This is a genomic window from Photorhabdus sp. HUG-39 (assembly GCF_963878365.1).
GTDB classification, from domain to species: domain Bacteria; phylum Pseudomonadota; class Gammaproteobacteria; order Enterobacterales; family Enterobacteriaceae; genus Photorhabdus; species Photorhabdus kayaii.
Genome location: NZ_CAWNWY010000012.1, coordinates 15791 through 34079, shown reverse-complemented (window position 1 = coordinate 34079; position 18289 = coordinate 15791). Strand labels below are relative to the sequence as shown.

Genomic DNA, 18289 nt, shown 5'->3' with positions numbered 1-18289 from the left:
GACAGACAAAAAACGATTTCTCTTAACTGCTGTTTTATCACTTTCATATTCTGAATTATTTAATGTGGATAATTATAATTTTGGTGTTATTTAAGTGTGCGCGATATTTTCTTGATTATTAAAGTGAAATGTTTTTATTATGTGGCAATGAAATAGCTCGGTGTAAATACGTAACATTTATAAGTATCATTGATTATTATGTTTTTTCTAATAAAACTCTTGGTTAATTAAATTAAATCTAATTAAATAAATGGTTATTGCGATACCAGTGGAATATTGTTTAAACGATATCTTTTTATGTGATATTTTTAAAAAAAAGTAATTAAAATTTTATTAAATGGCTGGCAAAAATTCACTTTTCTATAATGCTTAAATATAGCTGATTGTTTCAAACGAAAAACGAAAAACGAAAAACGAAAAACGAAAAACGAATAACGTAGTCAAGTTAAATATTAAATAAGTGTTATCGGGAGCGAGTTTTCCGAGGGCTGTATCAACTATACCAAGGTCTGACTTTATTAATGGGGGGGAACATTATGTCCACTGAACCGCCGCTACATCAGGAAGATATTGTCGTGATACATGTTGCCACACCCGATGATTTGGCGAAGTTTGCTGATCAATCACTCTTCTGGAATAAAGAAACTTATGAGCAGATGAAAACTGCGGAGGTATTGTTTACACCAGCAGGAGAGACTCCACTTGGTCTTGGAATTAAATATGTCGCTACGCCTGATGATTTGGCGAAGTTTGTCGATGAAGAAGGCTATTGGAATGAGAAAACCTACGAACAGATGGAGGTTAAGAGGGTGTTATTTATACCAGCAGAAAAAATACGCGGGGTGGGGATTAAACATGTTGCTACGCCCGACGATTTGGCGAAGTTTGCCGATGAAGAGCTCTTCTGGCGTAAGAAAGACTACGAGCAGCTAAAAGCCGCAGAGGTGCTGTTTGTACCAAGAGAAGGAATGCCTGGTTAGGGGGGATTGTTTATCCAGAAAGTAAAAGAATAGAACGGCGTGTAACAACGTTAATTTATTTGTCATTCTGCATTGGAGGTATTAATGGCTCACAACAAGATATTTACATCCAGAGAGAATAATTTGTTGGATAAAGAGGAAGTTAAATCCTGGTTTAAATTATATTCCATGCCGAAAAGTGAAAATTATACTCAATTGGTGCAAATCGCGGCGGAAGCTCGGCGTTTAGCCGGGCTGGACCCTGGTCAGATCGATAATAGTCCAGGCGCAGGATTGAACCGAGATCTGGATGAGGTGAATTTACTCTTGGTGAATCCCGGTGAAGGGGTGCATATCGGAGAAGACCGTGAAATTGCGGTTAATATTAATAAGGACAGCGGCTTACAGTTTATTAATGGCGAATTGGGATTACGCTCCGACTTTAAATTGTCGCTGGAATTATTTGAGAGTTTTACGGAGGAACAACAAAGAGAACTTTACCGTTGGCTGATTCATGCTGGGGAGATGGCAGCGAGTAAAGTGCAGTTGCCCGCGTTTGATTTGCCGGCTAACGGTAACAATAAAAACCTTGGCTCTGTTGTCAGTGTCAGCGGTGATGGGAAAACTATCGCGCTTAGTGGGGCAGAAGGAAAGGAACCTGTATATCTATTTTCTTATACCGATAACGGCTGGCGGCAGCAATTCGCTGATTACGTCAGTGGTTATGGCGGCAGAGCACTAAGCCTGAATCGAAACGGTAATGTTCTCGCGGTGGGTATTGATAATCGGAGCAGTGATGGTGGGCATGGTTCAGTGTTCGTTTATCACAGATTGGCAAATGGTGTGTGGGAGAAATCGGCCAAACTTTGGCTGAGTGAGGCGAACGTTCAGCAGCATTTCGGTTGTTCTGTGAGCCTGAGCGCAGACGGCACCCTATTAGCAGTAGGTGCTTATGGCTGGGGATCGGGTTCACTGGCTAATTGTGGTGCAGTGTATCTTTATCAGTATGACGGAAAGAAATGGTCACAGCTTGGTGAGCGTCTGACCTTAGCTTTTCCGGCACAGGGCGATATGTTTGGCGTCAAACTGAGCTTGAGTGCAGATGGTTCAACCTTAGCAGTGGCAGCAACGGGGCGTAACGGTAATAACGGTGAAGTGACGTTATTTCATCGTCACGGGGAATATTGGCAGCCGCAACCGCCACTCAGTTCGCAGACCTCTCCTTCACTCAAGAGCAGTGACAGCTTTGGTGCTAGTCTCAGCCTGAACGATAGCGGCGATATTTTGGCGGTGGGGTGTCCGGGAGAGAAGGGCAATGTTGGTGCGGTCTATTTGTACCAGCGTTACCGTAATGCATGGCAATCCATGGGGATACTGAGAGAAGCGGTGACTGCCGGGGAAAGGTTTGGCAGTGAGCTGTCTTTGAGTAGTGACGGTCAGATACTGGTGGTGTCAACACCTGTTGGTAAAGATAACACTGGTGTGCAAACCGGTGCAGGATGGTGGTTTAGTTATCAGGATGAACAATGGATTACGCAGGGCAGATTACTGGCAGTGGATGGGGAATTAAACCATAAATTTGGTGCCGGCATTTGTCTTAGCGGTGACGGCAATACGTTGGCGATTGGCGCCAGTGGCTGGAAGAGTGGAGAAGGGAAAGTTTACCTTTACGACTAGCTAAATGAGGAAAAAACGATGGCGAAAGAGATAACAGATGAAACGGTTAGCCAGCTTAGTGCTCACTTCGCCCCTGGCAAGATCCCGACTGAGGCGGCATTTTATTCACTGATTGATTGGGCCATATTGTGGCGACAGCTTTTTGGTTGGCGGGATAGTGATCAAACTTATCATCCGGGAGTTGGATTGCAGGTTATCGACAACCGTTTGGCGGTTAAGATTGGTGATGGCATCTCGTTGGAACCGAAAGGGCTTGCGTTAAAGCTACAGCTCGATGGGGGATTGATGTTAGATAAATCCGGGGTGCTGTCGGTGGATGGGACTGTAGCGGTTTCGGCCCAAGCTTTTAAATTGCTTCCTGAGGAGACGCAGAAACAAATTGCCAAGTTGTTATTGGATGCGGGCACAGGAGGTAGAAAACAGATGACAGATGACAGAGAACAGAAGACAGAGAATAGATGACGGTGACTGTCTAATATGGCTTTTGAGGAAATATTATGACTGATAAAGAAATTAGTTCTGTTGACTCATTGAAAGCGAGTTTTAAGTCCGGTGTTCCGCCCGCACCTGAAGCCTTTTTCCATTTGATTGATGAGGCATATAAGGCATATGAAATCATTGATGGCGGTAAGGGTGATGGCCCAGCCGCAGGGCTGAAACGAGATGATAAAGGAAAACTGGCTCTCAACACTCACCTTTCTGGCGGGTTAAACCTTGAACAGGGGGCTTTAGCCTTATCACTGAAACCAGAAGGTGGATTCTCTTTTGATGGAGGAAGGCGTCTGAGATTGGATGCCGATCGGCAGGTTCAGTTTGCGGATTTCTTCAGTTTATCGCGGTGGGAACGGATGGAGATCACGCAGTTGTTGGGTTTTAAACGTGCCATGATGGCGCGTATGGTTTCTCCTTCCCCTAAAGCGAATGAACATTTTGGCACTTCTGTGAGCCTGAACGCGGCGGGAGACTGCTTAGCGGTTGGGATGGATAATAAAGTCTGTGTGTATACGGGCCGGAAGGGTGAGTGGAATATAAACGCTCCCACTGTGTTTGAGGATGATCAAGATCAATCTCGTCGTTCTTTATGGGATGTCAGTTTGAATGCGGTAGGAGATTGCCTGGCGGTGGGATATTTAATTGATGTTATTCCAAAAGTGAAGGCTTGTGTGTATACGCGCACGAATGGCGTCTGGGATACCAAAAATCCCATTGTGTTTCCGCTGGAAGATCAACGTGGATACGCTGGTGGTCACAATGTCAGCTTGAGCGCCACAGGAGACTGTCTGGCGGTGGCGGGCGACGCTTGGTCCTACATATATACACGCACGAATGGGATTTGGGATAAAGAAAACCCCATTAAGTTCATGGCTGATAAAGATCGTTCATCCAATTTTAATCGGATTTTTAGCCTAAATGCAGAGGGAGATCGTCTGGCGGTGGGGGTAGATTATGATGTCCACACTAAGGGAAAGGTTTATCTGTATACGCGCACGAATGGGATCTGGGATACAGAGAGTCCCATTAAGTTTTCGGCTCCTGCAAGTGACGTAACGTATTTTGGCAGTGCTATCAAACTGAATGATGTAGGAAACCGTCTGGTCGTGGGGGCAGCTTCCCGGGTGTATGTGTACACCTGTCTAAATAATAAGTGGAATATGGAAACACCTATCGAGATTTTGGACCCTTCAGGCAATTTAGACAATTTAAATGGTTTTGGTAAGGCTGTCAGTTTGAATAGGTGGGAGACGAATTTGGCGGTTGGTGCAGTTTCAGCCGAGGTTGGTTCTGTGTCTGAAGCTGGTGCAGTTTATGTCTTTGAGAATGTCAAATGATGACCGTATAGAAGACAGAGAACAGAAGGCAGATGGCAGCGACTGTTTAATACAGCTTTCGAGGAAATTATGATGACTGATAAAGAAATTAGTACTGTGGACTCATTGAAAGCGAGTTTTAAATCTGGTGTGCGGCTCATGCCGGAAGCCTTTTCCCATTTGATTGATGAAGCATATAAAGCATATGAAATCATTGATGGCGCTCAGGGTGATGGCCCAACCGCGGGGCTGAAACGAGATGATAAAGGAAAACTGACCCTCAACACTCAGCATTCTGGCGGGTTAAACCCTGAACAGGGAGCTTTGGCCTTATCACTGAAACCAGAAGGGGGACTCTCTTTTGATGGGGGAGGATATCTGAAATTGGATGCCGCTCGGCAGATTCAGTTTGCGGATTTTTTCAGTTTATCGCGGGGAGCACGGATGGAGATCACGCAGTTGTTGGGTTTGAAACATACTCTGATAACGCGAATTGTTTCTCCTTCCCCCATAGAGGATGAGTACTTTGGTAGCTCTGTTAGCCTGAACGCGGAGGGAGACTGCTTAGCGGTTGGGTCGAATCATAAAGTCTGTGTGTATACGCGCCGGGAGAGTGGTGAGTGGAATATAAGCAAGCCGATAGTGTTTGAGGATACTGAACCTGGATATGGTCTATCTTCATGGCGTGTTGGTCTGGATGCGGCGGGAGATTGTCTGGCGTTGGGAGAGATATGGCAAGAAGTGGTTCATGTATATACACGCACGAAGGGCGTTTGGGATACAAAGCATCCCATTGTGTTTCCGTGGGTTGCTGTAAAATTTGGTGAGAATGTCAGCTTGAACGCCGCAGGAGATTGTCTGGTGGCTGGGGGCCAATACTCCTCTCCGTTCCGTATGTTTATACGCACGAATGGGATCTGGGATACAAAAAACCCCATTCTGTTTCCGGTCCCTTCAGGTTCTTATGCGTTTGGCGCGATTGCACACCTGAGTGCTGCGGGAAACCGTTTGGCGGTGTGTGATGATTACATTTCCGTGATTTATGTGTATACACGCACAAATGGGGTTTGGGATACAGAAAACCCCATTGAGTTCAGTCACCCTAAAGGTGGATCATCTAGTTTTAGCGGGGTTTTTAGCCTGAATGCAGAGGGAGATCGCTTGGCGGTGGGTACGAATTTTTATGGACTCTCTGATAGGGCGGTTTATCTGTATACGTGCACGAATGGGATCTGGGATAGAGAAAATCCCCTTAAGTTTTCGGTTCCTGCAAGTGACGTAAAGCATTTTGGCGGTTCTCTCGAACTGAATGACGCGGGAGATCGTCTGGCAGTGGGAACGTCTTCCAGGGTGTATGTATATACCTGTCTGAATAATAAGTGGAATATGGAAACACCGATGGAGATTTTGAACCCTTCAGACAATTTAAATGGTTTTGGTGGACCTGTTGGCCTGAATAAGGCGGGAACGAGTTTGGTTGTTGGGGCAACGTCAGAAAGTGTTGATTCTAAATCCAAAGCCGGTGCAGTTTATATCTTTGAGAATATCAATTGATGCCCATACAGAAAACAGGTGACGGTGACTGTCTAATACGGCTGGCTTTTGAGGAAATATGATGACTGATAAAGAAATTAGTACTGTTGACTCATTGAAAGCGAGTTTTAAGTCTGGTGTTCGGCTCATGCCGGAAGCCTTTTCCCATTTGATTGATGAGGCATATAAGGTATATGAAATCATTGATGGCGCTCAGGGTAATGGCCCAACCACAGGGCTGAAACGAGATGGCAAAGGAAAACTGACCCTCAACACGCGCCATTCTGGTGGGCTAAACCTCGAACAAGGCGCTTTGGCGCTATCACTGAAACCAGGAGGACTCTCTTTTGATAGGGGAGGATATCTGAAATTGGATGCCGATCGGCAGATTCAGTTTGCGGATTTTTTCAGTTTATCGCGGCGTGAGCGGATGGAGATCACGCAGGTGTTGGGTTTGAAACGCACCATGATAACGCGAATTGTTTCTCCCTTCCCCAAAGAGAAGGAGTACTTTGGTAGCTCTATTAGTCTGAACGCGGCGGGAGATTGTTTAGCGGTTGGGATGATTAATAAAGTCTATGTATATACGCGCCGGAAGAGTGGTGAGTGGAATATAAGCAAGCCTATTGTGTTTGAGGCTTATGAAGATGAATATCATAGATCTTCATGGGATGTCTCTCTGGATGCGGCTGGCGATACCCTGGCGTTGGGAAACATGTTGCCGTATCCCACTTATAACCGAGGGCGGGTTTGTGTGTATACGCGCACGAAGGGCGTTTGGGATACAAAACATCCCGTTGTGTTTCCGATTGTAGGTGAATACTTTGGTGTGAATGTCAGCTTGAGCGGAGCAGGAGACTGTTTGGTGGGTGGGGCCAGATACTACTCTCCGTTCCGTATATTTATGCGTCGGAATGGGATCTGGGATACAGAAAACCCCATTAAGCTTCCGCTCCCTCCTAATTTTTATGAGTTTGGCTGGATTGCCCACCTGAGTGCCGCAGGAAACTGTCTGGCGGTGCATTGTCACGATTCTTCTTCTGGTCCCACAATAAGCACGATTTTTGTGTATACACGCACAAATGGGATCTGGGATGGAGAAAACCCCATTAAGTTTAGTCACCCTGAAGGTGAATCATCTAGTTTTAGCCAGACTTTTAGCCTGAATGCAGAGGGAGATTGTCTGGTGGTGGGTACAGAGTTTTATAAATCCACAGATGGGGAGGTTTATCTGTATACGCGCACGAATGGGATCTGGGATAGAGAAAATCCCATTAAGTTTTCGGCCCCTGCAAGTGGCGTATATTTTGGTAGCTCTCTAGAACTGAATGATGCGGGAGATCGTCTGGCAGTAGGAGCGTCTTACAGGGTGTATCTGTATACCTGTCTGAATAATAAGTGGAATATGGAAACACCGATGGAGATTTTGAATCCTTCAGGCAATTCAGACAATTTAAATGGTTTTGGTGGGTCCGTCGGCCTGAATAAGGCGGGGACAAGTTTGGCAGTTGGGGCAACGATAGAGAATGTCGATTCTAAATCCAAAGCCGGTGCAGTTTATGTTTTTGAGAATGTTAAAATAATATCATAGTCACTAAGCTGAACATCCTCCTCGGCACTTCGCCCACAAACGTGGGCTATTACAGCGTAGCAGCACCCTATTCTTCGCGATGCATCTTGAAATCCATAGGGGATACCCTTGAGCCTGATGTGTAAGCCGCTGAAATTTCCGCCATACTCAGCGGATTCAATGTTGTTTGAAAAGATAGTCGATAATTTCCTGTTCAAATTCTAAGACATTACGTCGTTCCGCAAGGTAGCTTTTTAGTACGGTGAGTGAGCGTAGGCTTTCGCGTAGTTGGATTTCGTTTTCTATATGTTGCCGCAATTTTTTGCAGTGTTCGCGGAGGTTATTTTCTATTGCCTTCGATGTCTCACCTCCCAGTGTGCGCCAAATCATACCCGGTAACGAATCAGATTTTTTTAGCTGATTAAGCTCATCGGCCAATATGTCTATACGTGCTTTAAGCAATTTATTGATGTTGGATATATCCCGGCTATTAAAACTGAAAGTTGGATCAATGTACTTGTGGTACATGTCTATGATCGTCCAGACATCATTATCTTTCTTGGCTTTTGATAACTGTACCATCAACTGGTTTTTTTTCTTCTTCTCATCCAAATCTTGTTCACGATCCGGATGTAATACCTTGGCTATTTTTCTATACATTTGGCTCACTTCCTGCGATTTAAATAAAGAATCCAGTTTTTTCTGGTCTTCTTCCGCAGGGTCGAAGTCAATGGTCTCTTCTGCATCATATTCATCGTAGAAATGTTCTGATTCCCGTTGAAAATGTTGCTCTAAGGTGGCACGCATTTTTTCAGGACTTCTGATCATTTCAAGTAATTCTTCATCAGATATTTCTTCATTAAAATCAAAATATTCATCAAAAGTCTGCCGGATATCAGCCATCTGTTCTGGTGTCGGAATTTCCTCTTCTTTCAACGCATGAAGATTGGAAAAGTGATCGGTCAACTTATTGAGATCAAGGTTTTCGTTAAAGGGGTAAGTACATAACTCAGCAAGCTCTTCTTCTATCCAGAAAAATAATTCTCTCCGTTGGGTTTTCCCCAGCGATTTTTTATCGGCAAATGAAAGCAACCGTGCCGCTTTATCATATCTGGACTGCATATATTGATGTTCTACCGGTAAGATCTCCTGTTGAAAGCGCATGAACAATTCGTCTTGTTGCTGTTGTAGCTTGGCGATCTTCAACTGGTATTTTTCGATGGACTTCCAGTAAGTTTTGAATTGTTGCTGAGGCGTTTTTGGTATCTGTTGTCCGCTCGATTTTCTTTTTTTTAGTTGCTTGTGCATCAATGTATGGTTCCCAAGGTAGGTTAATGAAATGAAGGATGTTCTCGCTGTTAATTTTGATAATTACCCATTGTTGCTTATTCCTATTTTGCAATATATTTTCGTAACACGCAAAACATTATAGTTGTGCAATTGTTATATTGACTTACAAATGGTGATTTTTGCTAATCCGTTCTTCCCTGATTGCAACAACTGTTTCACAGTACATTGCGTTTCGTTTGAATTATTCATGCTTGAGGACTCCGTGAGCAGCGACGAAGCTCGGTTTGAACGGGAAGGTGGTGCTGACAAATACTATCAAAACAATAAAAAGTAGCACTACCGCAATGGGCGGTAATGCACTGAATCAAACCTGAACTTTGTGGCCGGAAAGCATGCTGTAACGGGCAGCCTGGCCGTCTGAACCGTAAAGAGAGGGGCTATGATGACTTTTTAGGAAAGCAATGGCTTTACTATTTAAATCAAGATGCTGGGTTAACAACGAACCATTATGGGTGTTTAAATCACGAACCCGGATAATCGCTTTGCCGATCTGTTGCCATAATGTGGCCAGCAAAGGTTGCTTATCATAAGGCGCAATGATGTTTAATGCTTTGCTCAAATTAAGACGTTGCTGTTCTGAATGGCTAAGCGCGGACAACAGGAAAATTTTTCGTTCTGTTATCTGGTGCAAATCTCGCGCTTCAATAAAACCTTCGCGCAAAATACGTTGTTCTTCCGCCATAGTTTGGGTCAGCGAGGTCAAATAGGTCACTTGCTGTTTGAGTAGTTGTTGAAGTTCTTCCATAGCGGGTTTAATTATTTCTTATCGTATTGAAAGTTTTCGGCGGCTTCTTTGAGCAGAGCGTCTGCTATTTTACCGCTGTTCATTTTTAAGGTTCCGTGAGCAATAGCTTCTTTCAACTTTTGCACCTTTTGGATATTGATATCCTGGCTGCTTGGTTGAACCAGTTTTGTTTGTGCTTCGCTCAGTTTCACTTGTGCATCGCTGCTTTGTAAGGTAACGCCGGCGGTTTTTCGGGTGCTCTGGGCGCTTTCATTAGTAGGTCGCTGTTGAACAGCAGCGATAGCTAATAAGGGGTGAGTGCGTTCGATACTCATAATCATTATCCTTTATGGCCAGGCATAGGTTCACCTATGGATCGGAGCAGGTTACATGCCATTTGCATACCTGCAAATCGTGCTCTGCTGGTTATATCGGCACAGTGAACGAAAACTTTAGAACTTATAACATGATTTTCACATTGCCGTTTTCTAATGCCTGGCCGGTTATAACATGTCCTGAATTTATTCGAACCCTGACTTTATCAGAAATAGCGGCGTTATTAATAGCTTTCCCTTCGTTGCGTATCTGGAAGCCATTTCCCTGTATAATCACCGCCACACTCTGGCCTGACCGTACAACCCACGGGCGGCGTAACATATTATGAGTAATCGCCTGCCCCGCCGGGATGTTACGTATCGCAATACTATTTTTTATCTCATTTTTGTTAATGACCAGATCATGCGGTAGTCTTTCCAGTAATCCACTTCTGACCTGAAAATCTTTATCTGATAAAACATCATTACGCGAGATAGCTCGGCGAGTAACCAGATAATTCCCTGTCACACTGACAGAGACTTGAATGAATTTGCGTTGTTGATGGCAGATCACAGGTAAAGAGAGATTTCCCCAGTTTTGACCACCGATAGCGGGTTGAATTTCTGGCCGTTCACACTGGGGCCATTGTTGTTCAGGGGTTTTGATGTTAACAGAAACTTTATGATGATTATCCCGGTGTATCTGCTGGAAATAGTGCTCTATAGCTTGGGGTAAATTATTGCCCCATGCCATCGAAGTGATAAAGAAAAATGCGAACAGCCCGATAATATTTATAGCTTGCATCTTCTCGCTCTCGTTATTTCTATAGGTCAATACGCTGCCGTTTAGTCGCGTACATTTAGTCGTGTACATTTCATTGTATATAAGTGTACCTACATTGAATATCGGCCAATGGGATAAATAGCAATCCAATTAGCGTCTATTCATCCGATAGGCTTTTCCTTCTGCGTTTATTCTGTTTACTGCGAATTTCGCGATCGCGAAAAGCGCTATTAAGGTTCACAACACAAGTCAGTCACATCAGAGGGAGGAATATGCTCGATAAATTAGATGCAGCCTTTCATTTTCAGCAGGAAGCCCTGTCATTGCGATCACGGCGGCAAGAAATATTGTCCGCTAACATCGCCAATGCGGATACGCCCGGTTATCAAGCGCGGGATATTGATTTCGCCACACAACTGAAAAAAACCATTGCACACGGTCGGGTCACCGGAAACGGGATCGGGCTGACGCTGACATCCGATCGGCATATTCCTATTCAGCCTCAGAAGAGAATGGAGATGGACTTACTGTATCGGGTGCCTCATCAGACAGCGATGGATGGCAACACGGTGGATATGGATATGGAACGCAGCAATTTTATGGATAACAGCTTGAAATATCAGGCTGAACTGACTGCGACCAGCTCTCAAGTTAAAAGCATGATGTCAGTCTTACAGCAAGGATAAGGGCAATGTCTTTACTCAGTGTTTTTGATATTGCTAGTTCGGCATTATCAGCGCAATCCCAACGATTAAATGTCAGCGCCAGCAATATGGCAAATGCCGATAGTGTTGCGGGTCCTGATGGTCAGCCATATCGGGCTAAACAGGTGGTTTTCCGTGTTGCCGCGGCGGCGGGGCAAGAAACAGGCGGCGTCAGAGTCAGTGAAATTGTGGATGATCCTACCCCTTTCCGCCTTGAGTATCAGCCGGGACACCCGTTGGCTGATGAGAAGGGTTATGTACGGATGCCAAACGTTGATGTGGTCGGAGAAATGATTAACACCATTTCCGCTTCCCGTAGTTATCAAGCCAACGTTGAAGTGCTTAATACAACTAAATCGATAATGTTAAAGACATTAACGTTAGGTCAATAACAGGAGTGACTCATGGCTATTACCAGCTCAGTGAATGGAGCACTGGATAACACGATTGTTGGAGAGTCAGCATTGGCTAGCAAGAAAAAGGGTAGTGAAGAGCTGAATAGCAACTTCATGAAATTGCTGCTCGCGCAAATGAAAAATCAAGACCCAACTAACCCGATGAAGAACAATGAGCTGACCTCCCATTTGGCGCAGATTAACACACTAGCGGGGATCGAAAAGCTGAATACCACACTGGGGTCTATTGTCGGTCAGATAAATAATAATCAGCCTGTACAGGCATCAGCCTTGATTGGGCGAGGCGTTATGATCCCTGGGAATACTATTTTGGCTGGTTTAAACAAAGAAGCTGGGAACGTCAGTACGACACCATATGGTATTGAGTTGGAAAGGCCCGCGGATAGTGTGCAAGTCACCATTACTGATAAACAAGGCGGGGTTGTACGCCAAATTGATCTCGGTGGATTGGAAGCGGGTGTCCATAGCTTCCACCCTTGGGATGGCAAAAAAGAAGATGGCACGAATGTTGAGGATGGCGCTTATAACTTCACCATTACTGCCAGCTATAAAGGCGAACAGAGAGTATTTCAGCCGCTGAGGTTTGCGAAGGTAAATGGTGTTACTCGTGACGCGGACGGCGCGAAGTTAGATTTAGGGCGGATCGGTGCCGTCACGATGGATCAGATACGTCAAATTCTTTAACCAGCAAGAATTTTAACGGAGAATAATATGGCTTTTTCACAAGCAGTAAGTGGTTTGAACGCCGCGGCAGGTAATTTGGATGTTATTGGTAATAATATCGCTAACGCGGCGACATATGGTTTTAAATCCAGCACGGTTGCTTTTTCTGACATATTTGCCGGTTCTCAGGTGGGTCTGGGGGTAAAAATATCGGGTGTTAATCAGAATTTTAAAGATGGTACGCCGACGACGACTAATCGCCCACTGGATCTGGCGATCACTCAGAGCGGTTTTTTCCGTATGCAAGGCGGTGACGGTGAGATCTACTACTCCCGTAACGGTCAATTCAAGATGGATGAGAACCGTAATATTATCAACATGCAAGGCATGAAATTGACTGGCTATCCCGCAGTCGGTGTCAATGGTGGTGTGCCGGAGATTCAGAAAGGGGCTAACCCAGAGCCGATTACAATACCTCAAGGTATATTGGCGGCTAAAGCAACAACTAAGGTTACGATGACAACCAACCTTAATTCGATGCATAAAAAACCGGCAGATGTTTTCTCGCCAGAAAATAAGGATTCTTATAACTATCCTACTAGTGTTACCGCCTTTGATAGCCTGGGTAACCCACATGCCATCAAGGTCTTCTTTGTGAAAACGAACGATAACGAATGGCAGGTTCATGCTCAGGATAGTGCGGTTGAGGGCGCTAAAGCAGCTCCATTGGGGACGTTGAAATTTGATGGTAATGGTAAGCTGATTGGTGACAACAATCAGTTTACATTTAATGTTCCCTCTCTGAATGGTTCTAATGCCGCTGATATCACCATTGATTTTAATGGCAGTAAACAGCAGAAAATTGATGCTGATAGCATATCGACACTCAAGCAAGACGGTTATGCCGCAGGTGAATTCAATGGCTACCGTATTGAGGACGATGGCCGTGTCATCGGCACCTATTCCAATCAGCAATCTCAATTATTAGGTCAGGTTGTTCTGACTAACTTTGCTAACCCAGAGGGGCTGGCAGCGCAGGGTGACAACGTTTGGATAGAGACGGGTGCTTCAGGTAGCCCAGTTGTTGGCATTGCGGGATCGGGGGGTTTTGGTAAATTGCTCAGTGGTTCGCTGGAAGCATCCAACGTCGATATGAGCCAGGAGCTGGTTAATATGATCGTGGCGCAGCGCAACTACCAATCCAGTGCGCAAACCATCAAAACGCAAGATCAGATCCTGCAAACGCTGGTCAGTATGCGCTGATAATTTCAGGATAGCATTATGGATCATGTCATTTATACCGCAATGGGCGGTGCTCGTCAGACACTAGAACATCAGGCAGTGACGGCAAATAACCTAGCTAATGCCTCGACGCCGGGTTTTAAGGCGCAACTGGCTGCTTTGCGGGCGGTGCCTGTTGAAGGCGCTGCCTTTAATACCCGTACTTTAGTTGTCGCTTCAACGCCGGGCTTTGACAATCGTCAAGGGCCGATGAACTATACTTCTCGTCCGTTGGATGTGGCGATTGGGCAAGGGGGATATCTGGCGGTTCAGCTTGAAGAGGGTTCTGAGGCTTACACGCGTAACGGCAGTATTCAGATTTCAGCGGAAGGTCAGCTAACTGTTCAAGGTAACTTGTTGATGGGGGACAACGGCCCGATCAATGTTCCGCCACAGGCTGAGTTAACCCTGGCGACGGATGGTTCTATATCTGCACTGATTCCTGGTGATCCGCCAACACAGTTGGGGCAACTTGGCAGATTGAAAATGGTGAAACCGGAGAGCGATCAGCTAGTCCGTGGTGATGATGGCCTATTTCACATGACGGAACAGGCGCAGGCGTTACAGGGTGACGTCTTGCCAGCCAGTGATGAGGTGAAATTAATTCCCGGTGTGCTTGAAGGAAGTAACGTCAACCCAATGGAAAGCATGGTGAATATGATTGCCAATGCCCGCCGTTTTGAAATGCAGATGAAAGTCATCCATAGCTCAGATGAAAATGCACAACGTGCTAATCAGCTATTAGCAATGGGTTGATTTAGACACAGAGGATAAAACCGATGATCCGATCATTATGGATTGCTAAAACTGGGCTGGATGCCCAGCAAACCAATATGGATGTGATTGCCAACAACTTGGCAAACGTCAGCACCAATGGTTTTAAACGCCAGCGTGCCGTTTTTGAAGATCTGCTTTACCAGAACATTCGTCAGCCAGGAGCGATGTCATCGGAACAAACCCGCTTGCCTTCTGGTTTACAGATAGGTACTGGGGTGCGTCCGGTAGCAACAGAACGTATACATAGTCAGGGAAACTTATCTGAAACTAATAACAGCCATAATGTTGCCATTAGAGGAAAGGGTTTCTTTCAGGTTCAGTTACCTGATGGTACCAGTGCCTATACCCGTGACGGTTCATTTCAGGAAGATCAAAACGGGCAGTTGACAACCGCTAACGGCTTTTTGATCTTCCCTACCATTACCATTCCTGATAACGCGACGGACCTCACCATTAGCCGTGATGGTGTTGTCAGCGTGAAAGTACAGGGGCAAGCGGCACCTCAGCAAGTTGGTCAATTTACCCTGACAACGTTTATCAATGACAGTGGGTTAGAAAGTATCGGCGAAAACCTTTATGTAGAGACTAGCAGCTCTGGCGTACCGATTGAAAACACACCGGGAATCAATGGCGCTGGGTTGCTCCAGCATAAATATGTCGAAACATCTAACGTCAATATCGCTGAAGAATTGGTCAACATGATTCAGACTCAGCGTGCTTATGAAATTAACAGTAAGGCGGTGTCGACGTCTGATCAGATGCTGCAAAAACTGACTCAGTTATAACCTAAATCGTCAATCAGAACCGCGGGGGAACACGCAAGTTTCCCCGTTATTCAGGGATAAATTAAGAGTATCGAAGATGGATACAATGGCTGTTGCCGAGACCAGCGCTGTTTGTCAGTTCCGCCATTTACGGAAAAATGTGGCGAATAAATGGCGTTGTAGTATAGCACTGGCGGTATTGTCACTAACGGGCTGTGCGTATATACCGCAAAAACCCCTGGTTGAGGGAGCAACCACCGCAGCACCTTCTGTGGCAACCGCGCCAGTCCCTAATGGCGCTATTTTTCAAGTAGTACAGCCGGTTTATTATGGTTATCAGCCGCTATTTGAAGATCGCCGACCTCGAAATATTGGCGATACCCTGACGATTACATTGCAGGAAAATGTCAGCGCCAGTAAGAATTCTTCGGCCAATGCTAGCCGTAATGGAAAAAACACGTTTTCCGCAGCACTGACTCCCCGTTTTCTGAAAGGGCTAATTGGTGGAGATAAAACCGATCTGGATATGGAAGCTGAGAATACTTTTGGTGGGAAAGGCGGTGCTAATGCGAATAACACCTTCAGAGGGACAATTACCGTGACAGTCGATCGGTTATTGGCAAATGGTAACTTACATGTGGTCGGTGAAAAGCAGATTGCTATCAATCAGGGAACCGAGTTTATTCGTTTCTCCGGTGTCGTTAACCCACGGACAATTAATGCTAATAACACCGTCAGTTCCAATCAGGTCGCTGATGCCCGCATTGAATACGTGGGGAATGGTTATATCAATGAAGCGCAGAACATGGGCTGGTTACAGCGTTTCTTCCTGAATGTTGCACCATTTTAACAGGGGATGGTTATGATAAAACAATTTACTGTCAGCCTTCTTCTTGTATTGCTGACTCTGGTGACAACGACGGCATCAGCAGAACGTATCCGTGATCTCACCACGGTTCAAGGAGTACGGGAAAATGCGCTGATTGGTTATGGATTAGTGGTTGGGCTGGATGGAACGGGTGACCAGACGACTCAGACGCCATTTACCACTCAGAGCTTAAGCAACATGTTATCCCAATTGGGGATTACCGTTCCTCCGGGAACCAATATGCAGTTGAAAAACGTGGCTGCCGTGATGGTCACCGCGAAGTTACCGCCGTTTGGCCGTGCCGGGCAGAATATTGATGTAGTGGTTTCCTCATTGGGGAACGCGAAAAGCTTACGTGGCGGTACCTTGCTGATGACACCACTAAAAGGTGTCGACAATCAGGTCTATGCTCTGGCGCAGGGTAATATATTGGTTGGCGGCGCCGGTGCTAGCGCGGGGGGAAGCAGTGTAAAAGTCAATCAGCTTGCGGGTGGTCGGATTAGTAACGGTGCAGTGATTGAACGTGAATTACCCACGCAGTTTGGTGAAAATGGCGTGCTGAATCTTCAATTAAATAACGAAGACTTCTCACTGGCGCAGCAAATTAGCGATACCATCAATCGTACGGGCGGAACGGGAACCGCAACGCCGTTGGATGCCCGCACAGTACAATTGCGTATGCCGAGAGATAAAAGTGAGCAGGTTAAATTCCTCTCCCATGTGCAGAATCTCACTGTCCGTGTTGATGTCGGTGATGCCAAAGTGATTATCAACTCCCGCACCGGCTCTGTGGTAATGAACCGTAATGTCATGCTGGATAGCTGCGCTGTTGCTCAAGGGAATCTTTCTGTCATTGTCGATAATCAGGTGGTTGTTAGTCAGCCCAATACACCGTTAGCAGGTGGCAGTACCGTTGTTACTCGTAATCCCGCTGTTGCTGTCCGTGAACAAAATGGTGCGTTGCAGCAGGTTAACGCCAGTGCAAGTTTGAGCCATGTTATTCAAGCCTTGAATGCACTGGGTGCAACACCGAATGATTTAATGTCAATCTTACAGGCAATGGAAAGTGCAGGTTGTCTGCGGGCGAAATTGGAGATCATTTGATGAATGATTTTTTAACCCTGCCCGGTGCGGCTTATGATGTACAGTCGGTTAACACGTTAAAATCCAATCTGGCAAAAGATCCACAACAGGGGCTACGGCAAGTAGCCCAACAAATGGAAGGTCTCTTTGTTCAGATGATGTTGAAAAGCATGCGTTCAGCTCTGCCTAAAGATGGCATGTTGAGCAGTGAACAGACGCGCCTCTATACTTCGATATACGATCAGCAAATCGCGCAGAATATTGCTCAGAAGGGGTTAGGTTTTGCCGATATGATGCTCAAGCAGCTTTCTAGCGCTAAAACTGCCCCTGGCGAAATGGCGGGTAAGATCCCCATGACTCTGGATAACGAAGTTTTACAAACCTTGCCAAGGCAGGCGCTTGAGCAATTTATCCGTCGAACGGTACCGAAACCCGAGACGACACCTAAACCGCTGCCGCTGAACAGTACGAATTTTGTATCTACGCTCTCGTCCCCTGCCCGGATAGCTAGCCAACGCAGTGGTATTCCTCATCTGCTGATTATTGCTCAGGCCGCATTAGAGTCTGGTTGGGGGCAAAGAGAGATTCTGACCGCTGATGGTAAGCCAAGTCATAATCTGTTTGGTATTAAAGCGGGTAAAGGTTGGAAAGGGGCGGTAACCAATATCCTGACCACAGAATATATCAACGGTGAGCCTCAGAAAATGAAGGATAACTTCCGTGTTTATGGCTCTTATGTGGAAGCGATTGAGGATTACGTCAAATTACTGACAGAAAGTCCCCGTTACGCCAACGTTGCCCGTTCTGTTACCCCGGAACAAGGGGCTTATTCCTTACAACAGGCAGGTTATGCAACAGATCCCGGATATGCGAAAAAACTGGTCTCAGTTATTCAACAGCTAAAAGGTGCTGGAGAGCAGGCGGTAAAAGCCTATACCTACGATTTGAGTAAACTATTTTGATCTCTATTTTGCTCAAGTTTTATTGAGCTCAGCCGATAAATTAAAGCAATTC

At 45.6% G+C, this 18289-nt stretch carries 19 protein-coding genes; 15 read left to right on the top strand and 4 right to left on the bottom strand.

Annotated features, from left to right (window positions below; genetic code table 11):
* Positions 1 to 536: 536 nt before the first annotated feature.
* From AAC155_RS10045 to AAC155_RS10020, 6 genes are all read left to right on the top strand, one after another.
* A complete protein-coding gene (locus AAC155_RS10045) occupies positions 537 to 980 on the top strand; it encodes a hypothetical protein (RefSeq protein WP_113042020.1) in 444 nt (147 codons plus the stop codon).
* Between the two features lie 84 nt (positions 981 to 1064).
* Positions 1065 to 2636, top strand: coding sequence for an FG-GAP repeat protein (locus tag AAC155_RS10040; RefSeq protein ID WP_113042019.1), 1572 nt, complete (start codon positions 1065 to 1067; stop codon positions 2634 to 2636).
* An 18-nt stretch (positions 2637 to 2654) separates the two neighbouring features.
* A complete protein-coding gene (locus AAC155_RS10035; protein ID WP_113042018.1) occupies positions 2655 to 3098 on the top strand; it encodes a hypothetical protein in 444 nt (147 codons plus the stop codon).
* A gap of 32 nt (positions 3099 to 3130) precedes the next feature.
* Positions 3131 to 4465: a hypothetical protein gene (locus tag AAC155_RS10030; RefSeq protein ID WP_113042017.1), complete on the top strand. Its 1335-nt coding sequence runs from the start codon at positions 3131 to 3133 to the stop codon at positions 4463 to 4465.
* Between the two features lie 69 nt (positions 4466 to 4534).
* Entirely contained in the window at positions 4535 to 5998 is a 1464-nt protein-coding gene (locus AAC155_RS10025; protein ID WP_113042016.1) for a hypothetical protein, read from the top strand.
* A 58-nt stretch (positions 5999 to 6056) separates the two neighbouring features.
* The gene (locus tag AAC155_RS10020) at positions 6057 to 7568 is read left to right on the top strand and encodes a hypothetical protein (protein ID WP_113042015.1); all 1512 of its coding nucleotides are present in this window, start codon (positions 6057 to 6059) and stop codon (positions 7566 to 7568) included.
* A 156-nt stretch (positions 7569 to 7724) separates the two neighbouring features.
* Here AAC155_RS10020 and AAC155_RS10015 read toward each other — a convergent pair whose 3' ends face one another.
* The 4 genes from AAC155_RS10015 to flgA form a co-directional block, all read right to left on the bottom strand.
* Positions 7725 to 8855 (bottom strand): hypothetical protein, encoded by a 1131-nt coding sequence (locus tag AAC155_RS10015; protein WP_113042014.1) that lies wholly within the window; start codon positions 8853 to 8855, stop codon positions 7725 to 7727.
* 346 nt (positions 8856 to 9201) lie between these two features.
* On the bottom strand, positions 9202 to 9642 hold the full coding sequence (locus tag AAC155_RS10010; RefSeq protein ID WP_113042013.1) for a flagella synthesis protein FlgN: 441 nt from the start codon (positions 9640 to 9642) through the stop codon (positions 9202 to 9204).
* A gap of 11 nt (positions 9643 to 9653) precedes the next feature.
* Positions 9654 to 9956 (bottom strand): flagellar biosynthesis anti-sigma factor FlgM, encoded by a 303-nt coding sequence (gene flgM / locus AAC155_RS10005; protein WP_113042012.1) that lies wholly within the window; start codon positions 9954 to 9956, stop codon positions 9654 to 9656.
* A 124-nt stretch (positions 9957 to 10080) separates the two neighbouring features.
* A complete protein-coding gene (gene flgA, locus AAC155_RS10000) occupies positions 10081 to 10740 on the bottom strand; it encodes a flagellar basal body P-ring formation chaperone FlgA (protein WP_113042011.1) in 660 nt (219 codons plus the stop codon).
* Positions 10741 to 10991: 251 nt separating this feature from the next.
* Here flgA and flgB point away from each other — a divergent pair, with 251 nt between their 5' ends.
* From flgB to flgJ, 9 genes are all read left to right on the top strand, one after another.
* Complete coding sequence (gene flgB / locus AAC155_RS09995; RefSeq protein WP_113042010.1) at positions 10992 to 11405, top strand: flagellar basal body rod protein FlgB; 414 nt, start codon at positions 10992 to 10994, stop codon at positions 11403 to 11405.
* Positions 11406 to 11410: 5 nt separating this feature from the next.
* Positions 11411 to 11815 (top strand): flagellar basal body rod protein FlgC, encoded by a 405-nt coding sequence (gene flgC / locus AAC155_RS09990; RefSeq protein ID WP_113042009.1) that lies wholly within the window; start codon positions 11411 to 11413, stop codon positions 11813 to 11815.
* Positions 11816 to 11827: 12 nt separating this feature from the next.
* Positions 11828 to 12523 (top strand): flagellar hook assembly protein FlgD, encoded by a 696-nt coding sequence (gene flgD, locus AAC155_RS09985; RefSeq protein WP_113042008.1) that lies wholly within the window; start codon positions 11828 to 11830, stop codon positions 12521 to 12523.
* Between the two features lie 27 nt (positions 12524 to 12550).
* Positions 12551 to 13765, top strand: a complete 1215-nt coding sequence (gene flgE, locus AAC155_RS09980) for a flagellar hook protein FlgE (protein ID WP_113042007.1) — start codon at positions 12551 to 12553, stop codon at positions 13763 to 13765.
* A gap of 18 nt (positions 13766 to 13783) precedes the next feature.
* On the top strand, positions 13784 to 14539 hold the full coding sequence (locus AAC155_RS09975) for a flagellar basal body rod protein FlgF (protein WP_113042006.1): 756 nt from the start codon (positions 13784 to 13786) through the stop codon (positions 14537 to 14539).
* A 23-nt stretch (positions 14540 to 14562) separates the two neighbouring features.
* On the top strand, positions 14563 to 15345 hold the full coding sequence (gene flgG / locus AAC155_RS09970; RefSeq protein WP_113042005.1) for a flagellar basal-body rod protein FlgG: 783 nt from the start codon (positions 14563 to 14565) through the stop codon (positions 15343 to 15345).
* Between the two features lie 76 nt (positions 15346 to 15421).
* Positions 15422 to 16174: a flagellar basal body L-ring protein FlgH gene (locus AAC155_RS09965; RefSeq protein ID WP_113042004.1), complete on the top strand. Its 753-nt coding sequence runs from the start codon at positions 15422 to 15424 to the stop codon at positions 16172 to 16174.
* A gap of 12 nt (positions 16175 to 16186) precedes the next feature.
* The gene (locus AAC155_RS09960; protein WP_113042003.1) at positions 16187 to 17296 is read left to right on the top strand and encodes a flagellar basal body P-ring protein FlgI; all 1110 of its coding nucleotides are present in this window, start codon (positions 16187 to 16189) and stop codon (positions 17294 to 17296) included.
* On the top strand, positions 17296 to 18237 hold the full coding sequence (gene flgJ / locus AAC155_RS09955) for a flagellar assembly peptidoglycan hydrolase FlgJ (protein WP_113042002.1): 942 nt from the start codon (positions 17296 to 17298) through the stop codon (positions 18235 to 18237). The genes AAC155_RS09960 and flgJ overlap by 1 nt, the downstream gene beginning before the upstream one ends.
* Positions 18238 to 18289: the final 52 nt, after the last annotated feature.